Raw genomic sequence first — 21460 nt, forward strand, 5'->3', positions numbered from 1 at the left:
CGCCGTATCAGGCGAGTGAAAAACTCAGTGGCCATTGCTGGCGACTACATTGGCGGCCAGTTGATAACCGCTGCCGCGCACGGTGCGGATCAGGCGAGGAGGTTTTTCGATATCGCGCAGACGCTGGCGCAAACGACTGACAGCCATGTCGACGATGCGATCGAGCGGCATCAGGTCGCGGCCACGGGTGGCATTGCCGATGGTGTCGCGGTCGAGGATTTCCTGCGGGTGATCGAGGAAGAGTTTCAGCAGTGCGAAATCGGCGCCGGAGAGAATCACCTCTTCGCCATCGGTGTGGAACAGCCGGTGGCTGACCATGTCCAGCCGCCATTCATCGAAGGCCAACACCTCGCCGCCAGAGCGCTCCTGACCGAATTGGGCACGTCGCAGCAAGGCTTTGATTCGCGCCTGCAATTCACGGGGGCTGAAGGGTTTGCCAAGGTAATCGTCGGCGCCGAGTTCCAGGCCAATGACCCGGTCGGCCTCGTCGGAGCTGGCCGTGAGCATGATGATCGGCACCTGGGCCTGACGCGGGTGCTGGCGAATCCAGCGGCACAGGCTGAAGCCGTCTTCGTCCGGCAACATCACATCAAGGATCACCAGATCACTCGGCGCCTCGTTCAGCGCCTGGCGAAAGCCGGCGCCGTCGGGCGTGGTCCGCACCTGAAACCCTGCGCGGCTGAGGTAGGTGTCCAGCAACTCGCGTATCTCTTGATCGTCATCGACCAACAAAATCGACTTGTTGACTGAGCTCACGGGGCGGCGTCCTTGTTGTTATGGATGGGGCGGATTATGCCTTAAGAAAATCTGATGACGTGCGCGCATTAATGGTGAGGAGTCTATTGTGGCGAGGGGGCTTGCCCCCGTTCGGCTGCGAAGCAGTCGTAAAGGCAGCTACATCATTACTTCAGGCAAACCCCAGTGACTATTTTGGGATCGCTTCGCGATCCAACGGGGGCAAGCCCCCTCGCCACAATAAGCGCGCTCCCACAGGTAATCACTTCAATCAGGGAGAGCCTGCTCCAGTGCCACACCCGCGCCGGTCAAACCGGAATACGGTGCGGTCACCAGCCAGACCGGAATGCCCTTGAAGTACTCGCTCATGCAGCCCTTGTCGGCGAAGCAGCGGGCAAAACCGCTCTTCAGAAAGAAATCGGCAAACCGTGGAATCACTCCGCCGACGATGTAGACACCGCCGCGGCCACCGGTGGTCAGCACGTTGTTGCCGGCCACTCGACCGAGCCAGCAGCAGAACTGCTCGAGCACTTCCACGGCAATCGGGTCGCCCGCAAGTCCGGCGGCGGTGATGGCTTCCGGGGTATCGAGCACAGGCTCATGCCCGTCCACGGCACAGATCGCCCGATAGACGCGTGGCAAACCGCTGCCGCTCAGCGCTGTTTCGGCACTGACGTGACCGATCTCGTTGTAGATGTGCTGCCAGAGCTGGGTTTCTCGCGGACTGCTCAGCGGCAGGTCGACATGCCCGCCCTCCCCCGGCAATGCGGCCCAACGGCCTTCGCCAAGATCCAGCAAGGTGCCGACCCCGAGGCCGGTGCCAGGACCGATCACCACCGCCGGGCGCAACGGCTCCGGCGTGCCTTCGCAGACTACCCGGAATTCGCCCGGTTGCAGGCGTGTCATGCCCAGCGCCATGGCCGAGAAGTCGTTGACCAGCAACAGCCGGTCGACCTGCAAGGTCTGACAAAAAGCCTTGCGGCTCAGCCGCCAATGGTTGTTGGTAAAACGAAACTCGTCGCCGCTGACCGGGCCAGCCACCGACAGGCACACCGCGCCAATCGAACCGGGCACCAGGCCGAGGCCGCCCAGGTAGACGCCGATGGCGTCTTCCGGGCAGGCATAGTCGGCTGTCGCCAGCACCCGGATCGACTCCAGTTGCTGGTCTTTCCACAACGCAAAACGCGCATTGGTTCCACCAATGTCACCGACCAGCGCTAGTTTCACTTAAGGGTCTCCAGGGCAGAGGTAAAGGCGCTGGCGCCCTGCTCTGCCGAGCTGAAGGCCATGCGCATGAAGCCAAACAACTCGCGACCGCAGCCAATGCCGTTGTCCAGCAGGCCTTTGGCCGGTGTGCGAGCGGCAAATTCGTCGGCGTCCACCATAAGCTGCAAGGTGCCTTTGACGCCATCGACGCGGATGATATCGCCCTCGTGCACACGTGCCAAAGGGCCGCCGACATAAGCTTCCGGGCAGACGTGAATCGCCGCCGGAATTTTCCCCGACGCGCCGGACATCCGCCCGTCAGTCACCAGCGCAACCTTGAAGCCGCGGTCCTGCAACACACCAAGGAACGGCGTCATCTTGTGCAGTTCCGGCATGCCGTTGGAGCGCGGGCCCTGGAAGCGCATCACCGCGACAAAGTCCTTCTCCAACAGGCCAGCCTTGAACGCATCGGCCAGGTCCTGCTGGTCCTGGAAGACCATCGCCGGTGCTTCGACCACTTGATGCTCCGGTGCCACGGCCGAGACTTTCATCACCCCGCGACCGAGGTTGCCTTCCATTACCCGCAGGCCGCCTTCTGGCGAGAACGCACGGGCGACGGGGCGCAGGATGTTTTCATCGAGGCTTTCGATCGGGCCTTCGCGCCATACCAGCTCGCCGTTTTCCAGGAACGGTTCCTGGGTGTAGCGGCTCAGGCCATGCCCGGCCACGGTGTTGACGTCTTCGTGAAGCAGGCCGGCTTCCAGCAGTTCGCGGATCAGGAACGACATGCCGCCCGCGGCCTGGAAGTGGTTGATGTCGGCCTTGCCGTTCGGGTAGACGTGGCTCAGGGTCGGCACCACCTCGGAGAGGTCGGCCATGTCCTGCCAGGTCAGTTGAATACCGGCCGCCATGGCGATAGCTGGCATGTGCAGGGTGTGGTTGGTCGAGCCGCCGGTGGCGTGCAGCGCAACAATCGAGTTGACCAGCGAACGCTCGTCGACGATTTCGCCGATCGGCATGAAGTTGCCGCTTTGCTTGGTCAGGCGGGTGATCTGGTGCGCAGCTTCACGGGTCAGAGCATCACGCAACGGGGTGTTCGGGTTGACGAAGGATGCGCCCGGCAAGTGCAGGCCCATGACTTCCATCAGCAACTGGTTGGTGTTGGCGGTGCCGTAGAACGTGCAGGTGCCGGGGCTGTGGTAGGACTTCATTTCCGACTCCAGCAGCTCTTCGCGGCTGGCCTTGCCTTCAGCGTAGCGCTGGCGCACGTCGGCTTTTTCCTTGTTGGAAATCCCCGACACCATCGGCCCGCCCGGAACGAAAATCGTCGGCAGATGACCGAAGCGCAGTGCGCCCATCATCAGGCCCGGCACGATCTTGTCGCAGATGCCGAGCATCATTGCCGCGTCGAACATGTTGTGCGACAGCGCGACAGCGGTCGACATCGCGATCACTTCACGACTGGCAATGCCCAGTTCCATGCCCGGCTCGCCCTGGGTCACGCCGTCACACATGGCCGGCACGCCGCCGGCGAACTGGCCGACCGAACCGATCTCGCGCAATGCGTGTTTGATTTGTTCCGGGTAGTGCTCGTACGGCTGATGCGCCGAGAGCATGTCGTTATATGACGAAACAATCGCCACGTTGGCGGCGTTCATCATCCGCAGGCTTTGCTTGTCTTCGGTGCCACATCCGGCCACGCCGTGGGCGAAGTTGGCGCATTGCAGCTTGCCGCGCATCGGGCCATCGCTGGCGGCGCCGCGAATCAGTGCAAGGTAGGCCTCACGGGTAGCGCGGCTACGGGTGACAAGCCGTTCAGTGACCTCAAGTACGCGGGGATGCATGTGTAGAACTCCAGGCTAACGGATGTGGCGACCTGTTCGTGTCTATGCTGATCAAGAGGCATCGACGCGTGACGCGCTGAAGGTTTTCTTGACCACTCGGACCAGTTGATTCAGGTCACTCGTTGTAGATAAAACAAAATATTGCCACTAAAAAGGCTTGTTTTCTATTTTTTTGCGAATAATCTTGTAATTCCAACAACAAATATGACGAAGGCGCTTTTCATATGACTCTACGAATCGCAATCAATGGTTTTGGCCGCATTGGCCGCAATGTCCTTCGCGCACTGTATACCCAAGGCTACCGTCAGGATTTGCAGATCGTCGCCATCAACGATTTGGGCGATAGCTCGATGAATGCCCACCTGCTCAAGTACGACACCGTGCACGGCACCTTCGATGCCGATGTGCAGCATGATCAGGAAAGCCTGACCGTCAACGGCGACCGGATTTCGGTCAGCGCGATTCGCAACCCGGCCGATTTGCCGTGGGCTGCCGAGAAGGTCGACGTCGTGTTCGAATGCACCGGTCTGTTCACCGACCGTGCCAAAGCCGCCGCCCATATTAGCGCCGGCGCACGCAAAGTGATTATCTCGGCCCCGGCCAAAGGCGCCGACGCCACCGTGGTGTACGGGGTCAACCACGACATCCTGCGCCAATCGCACCAGATCATTTCCAACGCGTCGTGCACCACCAACTGCCTGGCCCCGGTGGCTCAGGTGTTGCACCGCGAGCTGGGCATCGAGAGCGGTCTGATGACCACTATCCACGCCTACACCAATGACCAGCATCTTACCGATGTCTACCACGTCGACCCGTACCGTGCGCGTTCGGCCACCCAGAACATGATTCCGAGCAAGACCGGCGCCGCCGAAGCGGTGGGCCTGGTGCTGCCGGAACTGGCTGGCAAACTGACCGGCATGTCGGTGCGCGTGCCGGTGATCAATGTGTCGCTGGTGGACCTGACCGTGCAGCTCAAGCGCGAAGCCAGCGCTAACGAGGTCAACGCATTGCTCAAAGAAGCCAGCCAGCACTCGAAGATCCTCGGCTACAACACCCTGCCGCTGGTTTCCAGCGACTTCAACCACAACCCGCTGTCGTCGATTTTCGATGCCAACCACACCAAGTCCAGCGGCAAGCTGCTCAAGGTGCTGGCCTGGTACGACAACGAATGGGGCTTCTCCAACCGCATGCTCGATAACTGCCTCGCCCTGTGCAACGCCGAATAAGGACGATTGCCCCCTACATTAACGCCGGAGCAGCCGTCGATGATCGGTATCAGCTTTACCCAAAAAACCATGGCGGCGCGCAAACGCATCGCCTTGGTTGCCCATGATCACTGCAAAGTGTTCTTGCTGGACTGGGCCGAGCGGCAGAAGAACAAGCTCGCCCAACACGAGCTTGTGGCCACCGGCACCACCGGGATGCTGTTGAGCAAGCGCCTGGACCTGCCGGTTGAAAGCATGATCAGCGGCCCGCTGGGTGGCGACCAACAACTTGGTGCGCGAATCGCCGAGCAGCGAGTCGACATGCTGGTGTTCTTCTGGGACCCGTTCGAACCGCAACCTCACGATCCGGACATCAAGGCATTACTGCGGGTCGCGGCGGTCTGGAACATTCCAGTGGCCTGCAATGAATGCAGCGCCGATTACCTGCTCAGCAGCCCGTTGATGGATCAGCCGCACGCGTACCGGATCCCCGATTACCCGGCGTACCTGCAAGGCCGCAAATAATTCTCACCGGTAGCGCTTGACCTTTCAAGCGGATGATAAGCATTATCATTCGCTTGAAATGGATCAGGTCCTACTGTGAGTCAATCGCGCTTCAACCATGTCTTCCTCGCGCAGCGAGTCTCGCTGCTGCGGACCCTGGAGCGGATGGTCAACAACCACAGCACCGCCGAGGACCTCTTGCAGGAAACCTACCTGCGAGTGGCCCGCGCGTTGAGTGAACGGGCCATTGATCACCTCGAACCTTTCGTGTTTCAAACCGCCCGTAACCTGGCGCTGGACCATCTGCGTGCACGGCGCATTCAGTCCCGAACGATGCTCGAAGACGTTCCGCTGGACGTCGTGCAAAGCATCGCGGCGCCGCTCAGCAGTGCCGAGGACGCCGCCCATGCCGAACAGTTGCTCGAACGCTTGAACATCAGCCTCAGCCAACTCACCCCGCGCCAACAACAGATCTTCATCCTCAGCCGCCTGCACGGGCACAGCTATCTGGAGATCGCCGAGCAGCTCAGCGTGTCCTTGAGCACCGTGCAAAAAGACCTGAAGCTGATCATGGCGATCTGCGTCGGTGTCGCTGATCGCCTCAACGACCACTGAGCCTGCCAGCCATTATTTCGCACCAACGCGTCAGCACTCAGGCTTTGCTACCCTTAGCCGACATTTGCACTCTCACTATCAAAAACCAGCCGCGCGCAGACGCAGCCGAGGAACACCCGTGACGGACAGCCCACACTCCCACCCGCCAACCCCGGCGCGGGATTCAGTCAGCAGCAGCGCCATGGATCAGGCGCTGGACTGGCTGATCGTGCTGGACAGTCCGAGCGAGCAACAAACCTGCGAATTCCACCACTGGCTCGCCGCCGCCCCGCAGAACGCCGAGGCATTCGCCAAGGCCCAGGCGATCTGGGACGGGCCGCAGGTCGCGCAGTGCGCCCAGAGCTTGAGCACGACCAAACGCAAGGTCTCAAAACTTGACCGTCTGCGCCCGCACTGGAAACCGCTGGCCATGGCGGCGGTGTTGATCCTCGGGCTGTTCAGCTTCAGCAACCTGCCGATGCGGATTCAGGCGGATCATCTGACCGTGGTCGGCGAGCGTCAGCGCCTGCAACTGGAAGACGGTTCAAAAGTCCTGCTCAATACCAATTCGGCGTTTTCCAGCACCATCAACGATCAGCAGCGCATTGCCCGCCTGTATCAGGGCGAAGCCTATTTCGAGGTGGCAGCCAATCGCGGCCTGCCACTGGAAATCGACGCCGGCCCGGTTACGGCCAGCGTGCGCGACACAACGTTCGCCGTGCGTTACCTGGACGGCATTGCGCAGGTTCGCGTGCAACGCGGTGACGTCGACTTGCGCACCACCCACAGCAACGCCCGCGTGCGCTTGAGCGCGGGCGAAAGCATTCGTATCGGCCCCAATGGTTTCGATCTACCGGCCAGACTCGACCCGGCGACCGATCTGGCCTGGGTCCAGGGCCGACTGGTGTTCGAAAACTGCCCATTGAGCCAGGTGCTGGCAGAACTGCGTCGCTACTACCCGGGCTGGATCATCAACACCAACGAACAGTTGGCCAACGTCGCGGTGACCGGCAATTACCGTCTCGACCAACCGCTGGACGTGGTTCGCTCGCTGGCCCACATCACCTCGGCCAGGCTCGAGGAATTTCCGGCGCTGGTGATCCTGAACTAAATGAGAATTATTTTTACTCGATAGCGCTTCATCGTTCGTCTCGTTATAGCCAATGCAATTGATTCGCATCCTTGATGCAAATCTGCACCTATAAGATTCGTGCGACACGGAGCGCTATTGATGTCCTCTCGCCATACCCGCCGGCCCTCTTCACCTTCCTGCGTGCTGTCCCTGCTGACTGCCGCCATTCTGTTGGCCGGCACTGCACCGGTCATGGCCGCCACCGCCGAGCAACCGAGCCGTAACATGGGCGACTACTCGTTCGCCATTACCCAGCAGCCACTGGTATCGGCACTCAATGCCTTTACCGCCGTAACCGGTTGGCAGGTCGGCTTGCCGGCCGAATTGGCTGAAGGCGTCGCCTCGCCGGGTGTACACGGCTCGCTGCCCCCGGAAAAAGCCCTCGATCGCCTGTTGGTGGGGACCAACCTGAGCTATCGCAAGCTGGGCAATCACAACATCGTGCTGGAAAAACGCAGTGTCGGCGGCACCCTCGCCCTGCAGCAGATGACCATCAGCGCCACCCGTCAGGAGCAGAGCGTCGACAGCGTACCGAGCACCGTCACCGTGCACACTCGCGAAGAGCTGGACCACGACAACGTCAACACCATCAAGGAACTGGTGCGCTACGAACCGGGTGTTTCGGTTGGCGGCACCGGCACCCGTGGCGGCATCAGCGGCTACAACATTCGCGGTATCGACGGTGACCGAATCCTGACCCAGGTCGATGGCGTCGAAGTGCCCAACGGTTTCTTCAACGGTCCGTACGCCAAGACCCAGCGCAACTACGTCGACCCGGAAATCATCAAACGCGTGGAAATCCTCCGCGGTCCGGCGTCGGTGCTCTACGGCAGCAACGCCATCGGCGGCGCGGTCAGCTACTTCACCCTCGACCCGGACGACATCATCAAGCCCGGCAAAGACGTCGGCGCCCGCCTGAAAACCGGCTACAACTCTGCCGACGACAGCAGGCTGAAATCCGCTAGCGTCGCCGGGCGCGCCGGGCAGTTCGACGGCTTGCTGCACTTCAGTCAGCGTGATGGTCACGAAACCGAATCCTTCGGCAGCAACAACGGCACGGGTCTCAATCGCACCGCCGCCAACCCGGAAGACGTCCGCACCACCAACGTGCTGGCCAAAGCCGGCTGGAATTACGCCGATGACGCACGCCTGGGCCTGACCTACGAAAAGTACAAGGACGACCGCGACACCGACCAGCGAAGCGCCGTCGGTGGCCCGTTCAACAATGGCCAGCCAATGGGCATGTACCGCTCGCGCACCGGCAACGACACCATCACCCGCGAACGCTTCGGCCTGGAAAACAGTTTCGCCCTCGATTCCTTGCTGGTCGATCACCTCAAGTGGAGCCTGAACTACCAGATCGCCAAGACCGATCAGAGCACCCTGGAAAACTACTTCCCGTTCAGCCGCAATGTGATGCGCAGCCGCGAAACCCTCTATGAAGAAAAACAGTGGGTATTCGACGCACAGCTCGATAAGGCCTTCAACATCGGTGAAACCGACCATTTGCTGACCTACGGCACCACGATCAAGCAAGAGAAAGTCAGCGGTTCGCGTAGCGGCAGCGGAACCTGCCTGGCCGTTGGCCGTGGTTGCACAGCGATCGGCGCGATCAGCCCTAGCGATGTGCTGAAGAAGTCCAGCGACTTCCCGGACCCGACCATCAACACCTACAGCCTGTTCGCCCAGGATCAGATCCGCTGGAACAAGTGGACCTTCCTGCCGGGCCTGCGCTACGACTACACCCAGCTCAAGCCGCACATCACCCAGGAATTCCTCAACACCGTGGCCGCCGACGGCAAAGGCACGGTCAGCGACGAGAACAAAACCTGGCATCGCGTATCGCCCAAGTTCGGCCTGACCTACGCCCTGACCGACAACTACACCTGGTACGGTCAGTACGCCGAAGGTTTCCGCACCCCGACCGCCAAGGCGCTGTATGGCCGTTTCGAAAACACCACCACCGGCTACCGTGTGGAGCCGAACCCGAATCTGGGGCCGGAAAAAAGCCAGAGCTACGAGACCGGCCTGCGTGGCAACTTCGAGTCCGGTCACTTCGATGTGGCGGTGTTCTATAACAAGTACCGCGACTTCATCAACGAAGACGCCGTCACCCCGGGCTACAACGAGCTGACGTTCCAGAGCAACAACATCAAACGCGCGACCATCAAGGGCGTCGAGCTCAAAGGCCGCCTGAACCTCGACACCTTCGGCGCACCGCAAGGCCTCTACACCCGGGGTTCAGTGGCTTATGCCCACGGTCGCAATAACGACACCGGCGAGCCGCTCAACGCGGTCAACCCGCTGACCGGCGTGTTCGGCCTGGGTTACGACCAGGACAACTACGGTGCCTTGCTCAGCTGGACCCTGGTACAGAAGAAAAACCTCGTCGACAGCAGCAGCTTCAAGTCGCCGGATGGCGTCAGCAGCCAGTTCAAGACGCCGGGCTATGGCGTGGTCGACCTGAGCGGTTTCTACAAAGTGACCGACGACGTCACCGTCAGCGCTGGCGTGTACAACCTGGCCGACAAGAAATACTGGCAGTGGGACAACGTGCGCGGTTACGACAGCGTCGGTGAAGCCGCCGCGCTCAGCCCGGCCAACCTTGATCGCCTGACCGAGCCGGGTCGCAACTTCGCGATCAACCTGATCTGGGACATCTGATCCAGTCGGGCCTCACTGCGCTTTTCAGACCAAAGCGCAGTGAGGATTTTTTACTCTGTCGCGTCGTCTGGTTCGTCTAGTTACAACGCGCCTTTCACTCTCAAGGACTTCTTCATGACCGCTGCCCACACCTCTGAACGCCCGAGCCTGCGCTCGCAACGCCTGAACCAGATAACCAACGAGCCGCACAGCAAACTCGACGCGCTGGTGAAAGCTCATGCACCGTTCGAAACCCAAGCCAACTTCGCCCGCTTCGTGGTTGCCCAGTACCTGTTCCAGTCGGAACTGGTGTCGCTGTACAACGATGCCGAACTGATCGCCATCGTCCCGGACCTGCCTCAGCGTTGCCGTGCCGAGGCCGCCAAGGCTGACCTGGCCGACCTGGAAACCGACGTCCCGGCCCCGGTGGCCGGCGCCGTGAACAGCCCGGGCAAGGCCGAGGCCCTGGGCTGGATCTTCGTCTCCGAAGGGTCGAAACTCGGTGCCGCGTTCCTGATCAAGCGTGCCGTGGGCCTGGGCCTGAGCGAAACCTTCGGTGCCCGTCACCTGGGAGAACCCGCCGGTGGCCGCGCCGAAGGCTGGAAACGCTTTGTCAAAACCCTCGACGGCCTGGCCTTCTCTGCACAAGAAGAAGCTGACATTGAAAAAGGCGCCATCGACGCCTTCAACCGCTTCACCGTCCTGTTGGAACAGGCTTACGCTGCAACCCCAGAGCTAGCCTGATTCAATCTTCCGGGCTCAACTGGCCTTGCTTTCTGTAGGCGCCCCCCGCGCCTACAGATTGTGATCTTTTGTTCTATTATCGGTGCTCTCTTCCGGAGGGCCTTCGATGACTGATTTCCTGACGTCCATTCAAGCCGCGCTCGGCTTGCCCGCTACTGCGATCACCTTTACCTCCAAAGGCGCCCTGCCCTCGGCGTTTGCCGTGACGGACCTCGCCAGCGCCAGCATCGCGGCTGCCGGCCAGGCCGCCAGCGAGTTGCTCCGGCAACAGACCAATCGGTTACCGGCCCTTGAAGTCGACCGTCGCCTCGCCTCCTTCTGGTTTGCCACATCGATCCGCCCGATCGGCTGGAACGTGCCACCGCTGTGGGACCCCATCGCGGGTGACTACGCGACCCAAGACGGCTGGATTCGCCTGCACACCAATGCCCCCCATCACCGCAGCGCCGCCGAGCAGGTGCTGGGACACTGCTTTGATCGCAGCGCGATGGCCGCCAAGGTCGCTCAATGGAGCAAAAGAGATCTGGAGCACGCGATAGTCGAGGCTGGTGGTTGCGCCGCTGAAATGCGCTCATGGCCACAATGGCAGTCCCACCCTCAAGGGTTGGCGGTCAACGCCGAGCCGCTGATTGATTTTTCCGCCGACAACTGCGAGCGCTCGAAAGTCTGGCAAGGTTCGGTCGCACAACCGCTGGCGGGCATCAAGGTGCTGGACCTGACCCGTGTCCTCGCCGGGCCCGTTGCCAGCCGCTTCCTCGCGGGGTTGGGTGCCGATGTGCTGCGCATTGATCCACCGCAGTGGAACGAACCGGGAGTGATTCCGGAAGTCACCCTGGGTAAACGCTGCGCCCGCCTCGACCTGCACAACAGCGTCGATCGCGGGGTATTCGAAAACCTGCTCAAGGACGCCGATATTCTGCTCCACGGTTATCGCGCCAATGCCCTCGAACGCCTCGGCTACGGCACCGCCGAACGGCAGAAACTCGCCCCCGGCCTGATCGACGTTTGCCTCAACGCGTACGGCTGGAGCGGCCCCTGGCAAAACCGCCGGGGCTTCGACAGCCTGGTGCAAATGAGCAGCGGCATCGCCGAGGCAGGGATGCTCTGGAAGCACGCGGACAAACCGACACCCTTGCCGGTTCAGGCGCTGGACCACGCCACGGGTTACCTGATGGCGGCCAGTGCGATCAAGTTGTTGGCCGAGCGGTTGAGTAGCGGACGCAGTGGCTCGGCACGATTGTCTCTGGCGCGCACGGCAAAGTTGCTGATCGAACAGGGACCGGGGACGGATGAGGCCTTGCAGGCCGAAGATGGCAGCGATCAGGGAATGGTGATTGAACAGACACCCTGGGGCCCGGCGCATCGGTTGCATGTACCGCTGAAAATGACCGGCACGCCGTTGCAGTGGGCCATCCCGGCCGGGGAGTTGGGGTCGCATCGCGCGCAGTGGTGAGCTCCCATGATCGTTCCCACGCTCTGCGTGGGAATGCCTCAAAGGACGCTCCGCGTCCCCTGTGACGCAGAGCGTCACGGGCTGCATTCCCACGGGGACCGTGGGAACGATCATCAAACCGCTTTCAGTCAGCCCGACTCAACGACGTCCACAATACCTGCGCCGCATACGCCCGACACGGTCGCCAAGCCTCGGCACGGGCCAACAATTCACGCGGCGTCACCGGCCCGCCTTCCAGCGCTGCCAGTGCGTTGATCAACCCCACATCCCCCGACGGAAACGCATCCATCTCTCGCATCTGGCGCAAAGCGATGTACTGCGCCGTCCAGTCGCCAATCCCCCACAATGCCAACAATCGCGCAACGCCGCCGTCCCGATTCGATTCAAACAACAAGGGATCATCAAGCAACGCCTGCGCCACGCCAGACAGCGTCCGCCCACGGCTTTTCGGCATTCCCAACGTTGCCAGATCCGCTGTCGCCAGCACCGCCGCTTTAGGAAACACATGAGTCAATCCTGACAGCGGTGCAGACAACGGTTCGCCGTATTGCGCTACCAGTTTCCCCGCCAGCTTGATCGCGGCACCGACCGTGATCTGCTGGCCCAGCACCGCACGTATCGCCAGTTCGAGCCCGTCCCACGTCCCCGGCACCCGTACGCCAGGACGCTCGGCAATCAACCTTGCCATCAACGGATCAACCGCCAATTGCTGGTGGATATGCGGCAAGTCCGCGTCCAGATCGAACATCCGCCGCAACCGCGCAATGATCTCGGGCGCGGCTGACGCATCAGGAAAATCCAGTCTCACTTCAAGCGCATCACCAGCCGCAGGTGTAATCGAAAACGTACCGTGCACACCGTTCAGGCTGATGCTGCGCGAATACACGCCATCGACCACGCTCTCCAATCCGGTAATCGCCCGTGCCGACAAAAAGCCGAGCATCGCCGGCCAGTCGTAAGGCGGTTGATAGTCAAGCAACAACCTCACAGCGACAGCACGCCGCTAAACATCGAGCAGGTCAGCGCGCCGAGTCGAAGATTTTGCGCCGGTTGCGACATCCTTACCTCTCATCTCGAATCGACTGATTGTCATGTTTTGAGACCATAACAAGTGTTCATTCCATTAAATATGCAGCGTGGTATTACGTTAATCAGATAATGGCAAAAAATAACTTTTATTCAAAACTCTCTCATCTATGCCACGCAGGCATTTTGCCAGTTTTATGCGTCACTCCAGACAAATCAATTCTGTACTGAAAACAGACGCACAAAATTTTCACATTCTGAAAAACCAACTAGCTTCAAGTCTCGCAACAATCAGGTGCTATTCCCGCTTTATTTATGCCGAGGCCTCTGGAACAAGCCTATAGCGGCACGTACGCGCTATTTCTGAAGTATTCACACGTCATGAATCAACAATGGAATGTGACCATGAACTGATCCAGATCAGCTGTTCTATCAGCGAGCGGATTTATTCTGTGGCCTCTCTTCTCCGGCCATGGAGTCATGCAATGTCTGAATCTCACGGAAAACTACGACTCGGTGCGTTAGTCGCTCTGGTAGTGGGTTCTATGATTGGTGGCGGGATATTCTCTTTGCCGCAAAACATGGCCGCCAGTGCCGATGTTGGGGCTGTTTTGATTGGTTGGGCCATTACCGCCGTGGGCATGTTGACCCTGGCGTTCGTCTTCCAGACCCTCGCCAACCGCAAGCCTGATCTCGATGGCGGTGTCTACGCCTACGCCAAGGCCGGTTTCGGCGACTACATGGGTTTCTCGTCCGCCTGGGGTTACTGGATCAGTGCCTGGCTGGGCAACGTCGGCTATTTCGTTCTGCTGTTCAGCACCCTCGGCTACTTCTTCCCGATCTTCGGTGAAGGCAACACTGTCGCGGCGGTGATTGGCGCTTCGCTGCTGTTGTGGGCCGTGCACTTTCTGGTACTGCGCGGGATCAAGGAAGCGGCGTTCATCAACCTGGTGACCACCGTCGCCAAAGTCGTGCCGCTGCTGCTGTTCGTCTTGATCGCGATCTTCGCCTTCAAACTCGACATCTTTACCGCCGACATCTGGGGCCTGAAAAACCCTGATCTGGGCAGCGTAATGAACCAGGTGCGCAACATGATGCTGGTCACCGTCTGGGTGTTCATCGGCATCGAAGGCGCGAGCATCTTTTCGGCCCGGGCGGAAAAACGTTCGGACGTCGGTAAAGCCACCGTCATTGGCTTCATCACCGTGCTGTTGTTCCTGATGCTGGTGAACGTGCTGTCACTGGGCATCATGACTCAACCGGCGTTGGCCAAACTGCAAAACCCATCGATGGCCGCCGTACTTGAACACGTTGTCGGTCACTGGGGCGCAGTGCTGATCAGCGTCGGCCTGGTCATCTCGTTGCTGGGTGCATTGCTGTCGTGGGTGCTGCTGTGTGCGGAGATCATGTTCGCCGCCGCCAAGGACCACACCATGCCGGAGTTCCTGCGCCGCGAGAACGCCAACCACGTGCCGGTCAACGCCTTGTGGCTGACCAACGCGATGGTTCAGATTTTCCTGGTCATCACCCTGTTCTCGGCCAGTACTTACCTGTCGCTGATCTACCTCGCCACCTCGATGATTCTGGTGCCTTACCTGTGGTCGGCGGCCTATGCCCTGCTGCTGGCAGTACGCGGCGAGAGCTACGAAAACGCCCTGGCCGAACGCCAGAAAGACCTGGTCATCGGCGCCATCGCGCTGATCTATGCGATCTGGCTGCTGTACGCCGGCGGCATCAAATACCTGCTGCTGTCCGCCCTGCTCTATGCCCCCGGCGCAATCCTGTTCGCCAAGGCCAAGCGCGAGTTGGGCAAAGCGGTTTTCACCAACGTCGAGAAGCTGATTTTCACCGCGGTAGTCATTGGCGCCCTGGTGGCGGCCTATGGACTCTACGACGGCTTCCTGACCCTGTAGCACCTGAACCACTCGACTGTTTTGTTATCTGGAGGATCTGAAATGACCACGGAAAAAGTGAAGTACGGCGTACATTCCGAAGCCGGCAAACTGCGCAAAGTCATGGTGTGCTCCCCAGGCCTCGCTCACCAGCGGCTGACCCCGAACAACTGCGACGAACTGCTTTTCGATGATGTGTTGTGGGTGGCCCAGGCCAAGCGTGACCATTTCGACTTCGTCACCAAAATGCGCGAGCGCGATATCGACGTGCTGGAAATGCACAACCTGCTGACCGACATCGTCGCCAACCCAGAAGCGCTGGACTGGATTCTGCAACGCAAGATCACCGCCAACTCGGTGGGTGTCGGCCTGGTCCACGAAGTCGACGCCTGGTTGCGCAGCCTCGAGCCACGCAAGATCGCCGAATTCCTGATTGGCGGCGTGTCGGCCGATGACCTGCCCAACAGCTTCGGTGGCAAGACCATCGAAATGTTCCGCGACTTCCTCGGCCACTCCAGCTTCATTCTGCCGCCGCTGCCGAACACCCAGTTCACCCGCGACACTACCTGCTGGATCTATGGCGGCGTCACGCTGAACCCGATGCACTGGCCGGCGCGCCGTCAGGAAACCCTGCTGGCCAGCGCCATCTACAAATTCCATCCGGAGTTCACCAACGCCGACTTCCAGGTCTGGTACGGCGACCCGGATCAGGAGCACGGCAACGCCACGCTGGAAGGCGGCGATGTGATGCCCATCGGTAACGGCGTGGTGTTGATCGGCATGGGCGAACGCTCGTCCCGTCAGGCCATCGGCCAACTGGCACTGAACCTGTTCAAGCACAAAGCGGTCGAGCGGGTGATCGTTGCCGGCCTGCCGAAATCCCGCGCGGCGATGCACCTGGACACGGTGTTCAGCTTCTGCGACCGCGACCTGGTGACGATCTTCCCGGAAGTGGTCAGCCAGATTGTGGCCTTCACCCTGCGCCCTGACGAAAGCAAACCGGGCGGTATCGATATCCGCCGCGAAGAAACCAGCTTCCTCGACACCGTGGCCGCCGCGCTCAACCTCAAGGCCCTGCGCGTCGTCGAAACCGGCGGCAACAGCTTCGCCGCCGAACGCGAACAGTGGGACGACGGCAACAACGTGGTGGCCTTGGAACCTGGCGTGGTAATCGGCTACGACCGCAATACCTACACCAACACCCTGCTGCGCAAGGCCGGGGTCGAGGTCATCACCATCAGCGCCAGTGAACTCGGCCGTGGCCGTGGCGGCGGCCACTGCATGACCTGCCCGATCATCCGCGACCCGATCGATTACTAACTTTCAAACCTTGGCCGGGGCCTACAGAGCACCGGCCTTGGGGATAACCGAAACCCAAGGAGATCCACATCATGGCTTTCAACATGCGTAATCGCAGCCTGCTGAGTTTGATGCACCACACCAATCGTGAACTGCATTACTTGCTGGACCTGTCCCGCGACCTGAAACGCGCCAAGTACACCGGCACCGAACAGCCGCACCTCAAAGGCAAGAACATCGCGCTGATCTTTGAAAAAACCTCGACCCGCACCCGTTGCGCCTTCGAAGTCGCGGCCCATGACCAAGGAGCTCACGTCACCTACATCGACCCGGTGTCGTCGCAAATCGGCCACAAGGAAAGCATGAAAGACACGGCCCGCGTTCTCGGGCGGATGTTCGATGCCATCGAGTACCGTGGCTTCGAACAGGAAATTGTCGAAGAGCTGGCCACGTTCGCAGGCGTGCCGGTGTTCAATGGCCTGACCGCTGAATTCCACCCGACCCAAATGATCGCCGACACCCTGACCATGCGCGAGCACAGCGACAAGCCGCTGCATGACATCAGCTACGCCTACCTTGGTGATGCGCGCTACAACATGGGCAATTCACTGCTGATGATCGGCGCCAAACTCGGCATGGACGTACGCATCGGCGCACCGAAAGCGCTGTGGCCCCATCAGGACTTCATCGATCAGTGCAAAGCCTTCGCCATCGAAAGCGGTGCGCGCATTACCATCACCGAAGACCCTGCCGAGGCGGTCAAGGGCGTGGACTTCATCCACACCGACATCTGGGTGTCGATGGGTGAACCGGTCGAAGCGTGGGACGAGCGTATCGAACAACTGCTGCCGTACCAGGTCAACGCTAAAATGATGAAAGCCTCGGGCAATCCCCGGGTGAAATTCATGCATTGCCTGCCGGCGTTCCACAACAGCGAAACCAAGGTCGGCAAGGACATTGCAGCGCGCTACCCGCACCTGGCCAACGGCGTTGAGGTGACTGAAGAAGTATTCGAATCGCCCGCCAACATCGCCTTCGAGCAAGCGGAGAACCGCATGCACACCATCAAGGCGATCCTGGTATCGGCGCTGGCGGATATCTAACGGCTGAGCACTTTTCCGTGACCTGCCACTGACCCTGTAGGAGCAAGGCTTGCCCGCGATTGGAGCACCGCGGTGTGTCAGGCTCGCCGCCATCGCAGGCAAGCCTTGCTCCTACGGGATCACCGAATTTCAGAAGGATCGCATTATGCGTATCGTCATTGCACTGGGCGGTAACGCCCTGCTCCGCCGTGGTGAACCCATGACCGCGGACAACCAGCGCGCCAACATCCGGATCGCCACCGAACAGATCGCCAAAATCCACCCCGGCAATCAACTGGTGATCGCCCACGGCAATGGCCCGCAAGTCGGTCTGCTGTCGCTGCAAGCGGCGGCCTACACCTCCGTTTCCCCTTACCCGCTGGATGTGCTCGGTGCCGAAACCGAAGGCATGATCGGCTACATCATCGAACAGGAACTGGGCAATCTGCTGGACTTCGAAGTGCCCTTCGCGACCCTGCTGACCCAAGTCGAAGTCGACCCCAATGACCCGGCGTTCCAACACCCAAGCAAGCCCATCGGCCCGGTCTATTCCAAGGCCGAAGCAGAAAAACTCGCCGCCGAAAAAGGCTGGACAATCGCCCCGGACGGCGACAAATTCCGCCGCGTGGTGGCCAGCCCGAAACCCAAGCGCATCTTCGAAATCCGCCCGGTCAAGTGGCTGCTGGAAAAAGGCAGCATCGTGATCTGCGCAGGCGGTGGCGGCATACCGACGATGTACGACGAGCACCGCAAGCTCAAGGGCGTGGAAGCGGTGATCGATAAAGACCTGTGCTCGGCGCTGCTGGCCGAACAGCTGGAAAGTGACTTGCTGGTGATCGCCACCGACGTTAACGCCGCGTTTATCGACTTTGGCAAGCCGACCCAGAAAGCCATCGCACGGGCCCACCCGGACGATATCGAAAAACTCGATTTTGCCGCCGGCTCCATGGGGCCGAAGGTCCAGGCCGCCTGCGAGTTCGCCCGCAACACTGGCAAAGTCGCGGTGATCGGTTCACTCTCGGACATCGAAGCGATCGTCCAGGGTAGGGCCGGCACCCGAATCAGCACGGCTGAACCTGGTATCACTTACCAATAAAAACAGCCGGGGCCGGCCTCATGCCCGCCCCGCTTCAATGCCTTTGAAGGAGACGCCCATGGCCATATTTGAGCCCGGTCACTTGCACATCGAGCGCCATGCACTGAACAAGGACGACTTCAGCTACAACCTGTGCATTGACTATGTGATTGCCACCGACCCCAAGGAAGGCAAAGGCATGCTCTTCACAGTGCATGGCTCGGTCGAGGGCAAGGACCTGAAGGAAGACTTCTTCCTGGCCAAAGACCAGGCTTTCGACTTTGCCCGACATGCCACGCGCATCGCACAGAAGTACGGCATGCCCAAGACGGCCAGCATCGGCTCGCTGCACAAGTATTACGACGAAATGTTCGAAGATGTGCGTGCGCAACTGGATGTGAAATCCGGTGATCCGATGAAGCCCGAACATCTGGAATAACCGCCTACTCCTGATCGTTCCCACGCTCTGCGTGGGAATGCCGCCATGGACGCTCTGCGTCCAGGCTGACGCAGAGCGTCAGGGGATGCATTCCCACGCGGGAGCGTGGGAACGATCATAAGTTCGTGGATTTCACCTACCCCCCTCCTCCAAGGCATACTTGCCACCCTCCGCACTCCAGAACACTGAACCGTCCCATGCGTATCCACGTCAGCTTCATCGACCGCGTCGGCATAACCCAGGAAGTCCTGGCCTTGCTCGGTGGGCGCAATCTCAATCTGGATGCGGTGGAAATGGTTCCACCGAACGTTTACATCGATGCGCCGACACTCAGCCCGCAAGTTCTCGAAGAGCTGCGCGATGCGCTGTTCAGCGTGCGCGGCGTGCAGGCGGTGACGGTAGTCGACATCCTTCCCGGTCAGCGTCGGCACCTGCAACTCGACGCGCTGCTGGCGGCGATGACCGACCCGGTGCTGGCCCTCGATAGCGCCGGCAACGTGTTGCTGGCCAACCCGGCACTGATCGCCTTGTACGGCCGTGAACCGGCCGGGGAAAGCGTCGCCGAGTTGTTCAGCGATCCGGCGCTGCTGGACACGTTGCTGGAAAACGGCTTCCGCCTGCCGTTGCGCGAGATCACCGTCAACGGCCAGACCTTGCTGCTGGACGCTACACCCATCACCGATGCTGGCGCCCTGCTGACCTTGTATCAACCCAATCGCATCGGTGAACAACTCTCGGCGTTGCACCACGATCACGCCGAAGGTTTCGATGCGTTGCTCGGCGAGTCCCCGGCGATCCGCACCCTCAAGGCCCGTGCGCAACGGGTGGCGGCGCTCGATGCTCCGCTGCTGATCCAGGGGGAAACCGGCACCGGCAAAGAACTGGTGGCCCGCGCCTGCCATGCGATCAGCGCCCGACACAGCGCGCCGTTTCTGGCATTGAACTGCGCGGCATTGCCGGAGAACCTCGCCGAAAGCGAGTTGTTCGGCTACGCCCCCGGCGCCTTCACCGGCGCTCAGCGTGGCGGCAAGCCAGGCCTGATGGAACTGGCCAACCAAGGCACGGTGTTCCTCGACGAGATCGGCGAAATGTCGCCGTACTTGCAGGCCAAACTGTTGCGTTTCCTCAACGATGGCAGCTTCCGTCGGGTCGGTGGCGATCGCGAGGTCAAGGTCAATGTGCGAATCCTCAGCGCCACCCACCGCAACCTGGAAAAAATGGTCAGCGAAGGCGCGTTCCGTGAAGACCTGTTCTACCGCCTCAACGTGCTCAACGTCGAAGTCCCGCCGCTGCGTGAGCGCGGTCAGGACATCCTGCTGCTGGCGCGCTACTTCATGCAGCAGGCCTGTGCGCAAATCCAGCGCCCGGTCTGTCGTCTGGCGCCTGGCACTTACCCGGCCCTGCTCGGCAACCGCTGGCCGGGCAATGTGCGGCAATTGCAGAACGTGATCTTCCGCGCCGCGGCCATTTGCGAAAGCAGCCTGGTGGACATCGGCGACCTGGACATCGCCGGCACCTCCGTGGCGCGCGAAAGCGACGTGGATGTCGACAGCCTTGAGCAGGCCGTGGAAGCGTTCGAGAAAACCCTGCTGGAAAAGCTCTACGTCAACTACCCCTCGACCCGCCAACTGGCCAGCCGCCTGCAAACCTCCCACACTGCCATCGCCCATCGATTGCGCAAGTACGGGATTCCCGGCAAGGCTTGACTCCCGATAACCGCCCCGTGGCGAGGGCGCTTGCTCCCACCGGCCGGTCCGCGTTCGGGCGAAGCAGTCGTAAACCAGCAAACGCGAAGTATCTGCGGCAACCAATTGCAAGTTTTAGGGCCGCTTCGCGCCCCAGCGGGAGCAAGCTCCCTCGCCACAATCGACCGCAAGGCACCCGCTCTTCACGCCAAAAACGACCTCCATCTGTACTGAATGCGCTACAGCGGAACGATTTCGCTACACACTCGATTAAACTGCGCTACGCAAGGCTTTGATCCCCATAGGCTTTTTTACACGCCTCAATCTGTAGCGATTTCGCTACAGTCGTGTTTTTCACCTCGCCCGCAATAGTCATCAACCTATTGATTTATAACGAATAAAAAACGTTGGCCGCGTTCTTGCTACGTTCTTGTCAAGTCACTGAACATTCAGCTCTGCCCTGCACGAGCATTCAATCGCGTCCACCAGATGAATCTGGCCCCCTAGGAGTTTCCATGAGCGAGTTGCGTTTTACTGAAGATCACGAATGGCTGCGCACCGAAGCTGACGGCAGCGTTACGGTCGGCATCACCGCCTTCGCACAGAACGCCTTGGGCGACGTGGTTTTCGTACAACTGCCTGAGCTGCAGTCCTACGAACAAGGCGCTGAAGCAGCCACCGTGGAATCGGTAAAAGCTGCCAGCGGCGTGTACATGCCACTGGACGGTGAAGTGCAGGAAGTGAACCCGGCGCTGGACAGCAGCCCTGAACTGGTCAACGAAGATCCGCTGGGTGAAGGCTGGTTCTTCCGCTTCAAGCCAACCGACGCCTCGGCTGTCGCCAAACTGCTGGATCAAGACGCTTACGACCGTCTGATCAAAGCCAACGCCGAAGCCTGAGGA

At 60.5% G+C, this 21460-nt stretch carries 18 protein-coding genes; 14 read left to right on the top strand and 4 right to left on the bottom strand.

Features of this window, described 5'->3' with window-relative positions; genetic code table 11:
• Positions 1 to 24 precede the first annotated feature (24 nt).
• The 3 genes from KRR23_RS07830 to edd form a co-directional block, all read right to left on the bottom strand.
• Complete coding sequence (locus KRR23_RS07830) at positions 25 to 756, bottom strand: response regulator transcription factor (RefSeq protein WP_216742022.1); 732 nt, start codon at positions 754 to 756, stop codon at positions 25 to 27.
• 246 nt (positions 757 to 1002) lie between these two features.
• Positions 1003 to 1962: a glucokinase gene (locus tag KRR23_RS07835; RefSeq protein WP_216742023.1), complete on the bottom strand. Its 960-nt coding sequence runs from the start codon at positions 1960 to 1962 to the stop codon at positions 1003 to 1005.
• Positions 1959 to 3785: a phosphogluconate dehydratase gene (gene edd / locus KRR23_RS07840; RefSeq protein ID WP_216742024.1), complete on the bottom strand. Its 1827-nt coding sequence runs from the start codon at positions 3783 to 3785 to the stop codon at positions 1959 to 1961. Before edd ends, KRR23_RS07835 begins: the two co-directional genes overlap by 4 nt.
• Before the next feature lie 224 nt (positions 3786 to 4009).
• Here edd and gap point away from each other — a divergent pair, with 224 nt between their 5' ends.
• From gap to KRR23_RS07875, 7 genes are all read left to right on the top strand, one after another.
• Positions 4010 to 5011 carry a type I glyceraldehyde-3-phosphate dehydrogenase gene (gap, locus tag KRR23_RS07845; RefSeq protein WP_216742025.1) on the top strand — a complete coding sequence of 334 codons (1002 nt, stop codon included), beginning with the start codon at positions 4010 to 4012 and terminating at the stop codon, positions 5009 to 5011.
• Between the two features lie 39 nt (positions 5012 to 5050).
• A complete protein-coding gene (locus KRR23_RS07850) occupies positions 5051 to 5515 on the top strand; it encodes a methylglyoxal synthase (protein ID WP_216742026.1) in 465 nt (154 codons plus the stop codon).
• A gap of 75 nt (positions 5516 to 5590) precedes the next feature.
• Positions 5591 to 6109: a sigma-70 family RNA polymerase sigma factor gene (locus tag KRR23_RS07855; RefSeq protein ID WP_216742027.1), complete on the top strand. Its 519-nt coding sequence runs from the start codon at positions 5591 to 5593 to the stop codon at positions 6107 to 6109.
• A gap of 118 nt (positions 6110 to 6227) precedes the next feature.
• Complete coding sequence (locus KRR23_RS07860; protein ID WP_216742028.1) at positions 6228 to 7199, top strand: FecR domain-containing protein; 972 nt, start codon at positions 6228 to 6230, stop codon at positions 7197 to 7199.
• A 120-nt stretch (positions 7200 to 7319) separates the two neighbouring features.
• Positions 7320 to 9884 carry a TonB-dependent receptor gene (locus KRR23_RS07865; RefSeq protein WP_216742029.1) on the top strand — a complete coding sequence of 855 codons (2565 nt, stop codon included), beginning with the start codon at positions 7320 to 7322 and terminating at the stop codon, positions 9882 to 9884.
• 114 nt (positions 9885 to 9998) lie between these two features.
• A complete protein-coding gene (locus tag KRR23_RS07870; protein WP_216742030.1) occupies positions 9999 to 10607 on the top strand; it encodes a biliverdin-producing heme oxygenase in 609 nt (202 codons plus the stop codon).
• Positions 10608 to 10713: 106 nt separating this feature from the next.
• Positions 10714 to 12060, top strand: a complete 1347-nt coding sequence (locus KRR23_RS07875; RefSeq protein ID WP_216742031.1) for a CoA transferase — start codon at positions 10714 to 10716, stop codon at positions 12058 to 12060.
• Positions 12061 to 12184: 124 nt separating this feature from the next.
• On the opposite strand, the gene KRR23_RS07880 is transcribed toward KRR23_RS07875, so the two are convergent.
• Positions 12185 to 13048 (bottom strand): DNA-3-methyladenine glycosylase, encoded by an 864-nt coding sequence (locus KRR23_RS07880; protein WP_216742032.1) that lies wholly within the window; start codon positions 13046 to 13048, stop codon positions 12185 to 12187.
• 523 nt (positions 13049 to 13571) lie between these two features.
• Here KRR23_RS07880 and arcD point away from each other — a divergent pair.
• From arcD to gcvH, 7 genes are all read left to right on the top strand, one after another.
• On the top strand, positions 13572 to 14999 hold the full coding sequence (gene arcD / locus KRR23_RS07885) for an arginine-ornithine antiporter (protein ID WP_216742033.1): 1428 nt from the start codon (positions 13572 to 13574) through the stop codon (positions 14997 to 14999).
• A 42-nt stretch (positions 15000 to 15041) separates the two neighbouring features.
• A complete protein-coding gene (gene arcA, locus KRR23_RS07890; RefSeq protein WP_216742034.1) occupies positions 15042 to 16298 on the top strand; it encodes an arginine deiminase in 1257 nt (418 codons plus the stop codon).
• Between the two features lie 71 nt (positions 16299 to 16369).
• A complete protein-coding gene (locus KRR23_RS07895; RefSeq protein WP_019693235.1) occupies positions 16370 to 17380 on the top strand; it encodes an ornithine carbamoyltransferase in 1011 nt (336 codons plus the stop codon).
• A 145-nt stretch (positions 17381 to 17525) separates the two neighbouring features.
• On the top strand, positions 17526 to 18455 hold the full coding sequence (arcC, locus tag KRR23_RS07900; protein WP_216742035.1) for a carbamate kinase: 930 nt from the start codon (positions 17526 to 17528) through the stop codon (positions 18453 to 18455).
• A 58-nt stretch (positions 18456 to 18513) separates the two neighbouring features.
• Complete coding sequence (locus KRR23_RS07905; protein ID WP_216742036.1) at positions 18514 to 18873, top strand: DUF5064 family protein; 360 nt, start codon at positions 18514 to 18516, stop codon at positions 18871 to 18873.
• Positions 18874 to 19070: 197 nt separating this feature from the next.
• Positions 19071 to 20579 carry a sigma-54-dependent transcriptional regulator gene (locus KRR23_RS07910; RefSeq protein ID WP_216742037.1) on the top strand — a complete coding sequence of 503 codons (1509 nt, stop codon included), beginning with the start codon at positions 19071 to 19073 and terminating at the stop codon, positions 20577 to 20579.
• Positions 20580 to 21073: 494 nt separating this feature from the next.
• On the top strand, positions 21074 to 21457 hold the full coding sequence (gene gcvH, locus KRR23_RS07915) for a glycine cleavage system protein GcvH (RefSeq protein ID WP_216742038.1): 384 nt from the start codon (positions 21074 to 21076) through the stop codon (positions 21455 to 21457).
• The last annotated feature ends 3 nt before the right edge of the window (positions 21458 to 21460 follow it).

It is taken from the genome of Pseudomonas sp. CVAP#3 (genome assembly GCF_018986375.1).
Classification (GTDB): Bacteria; Pseudomonadota; Gammaproteobacteria; order Pseudomonadales; family Pseudomonadaceae; genus Aquipseudomonas; species Aquipseudomonas helvetica.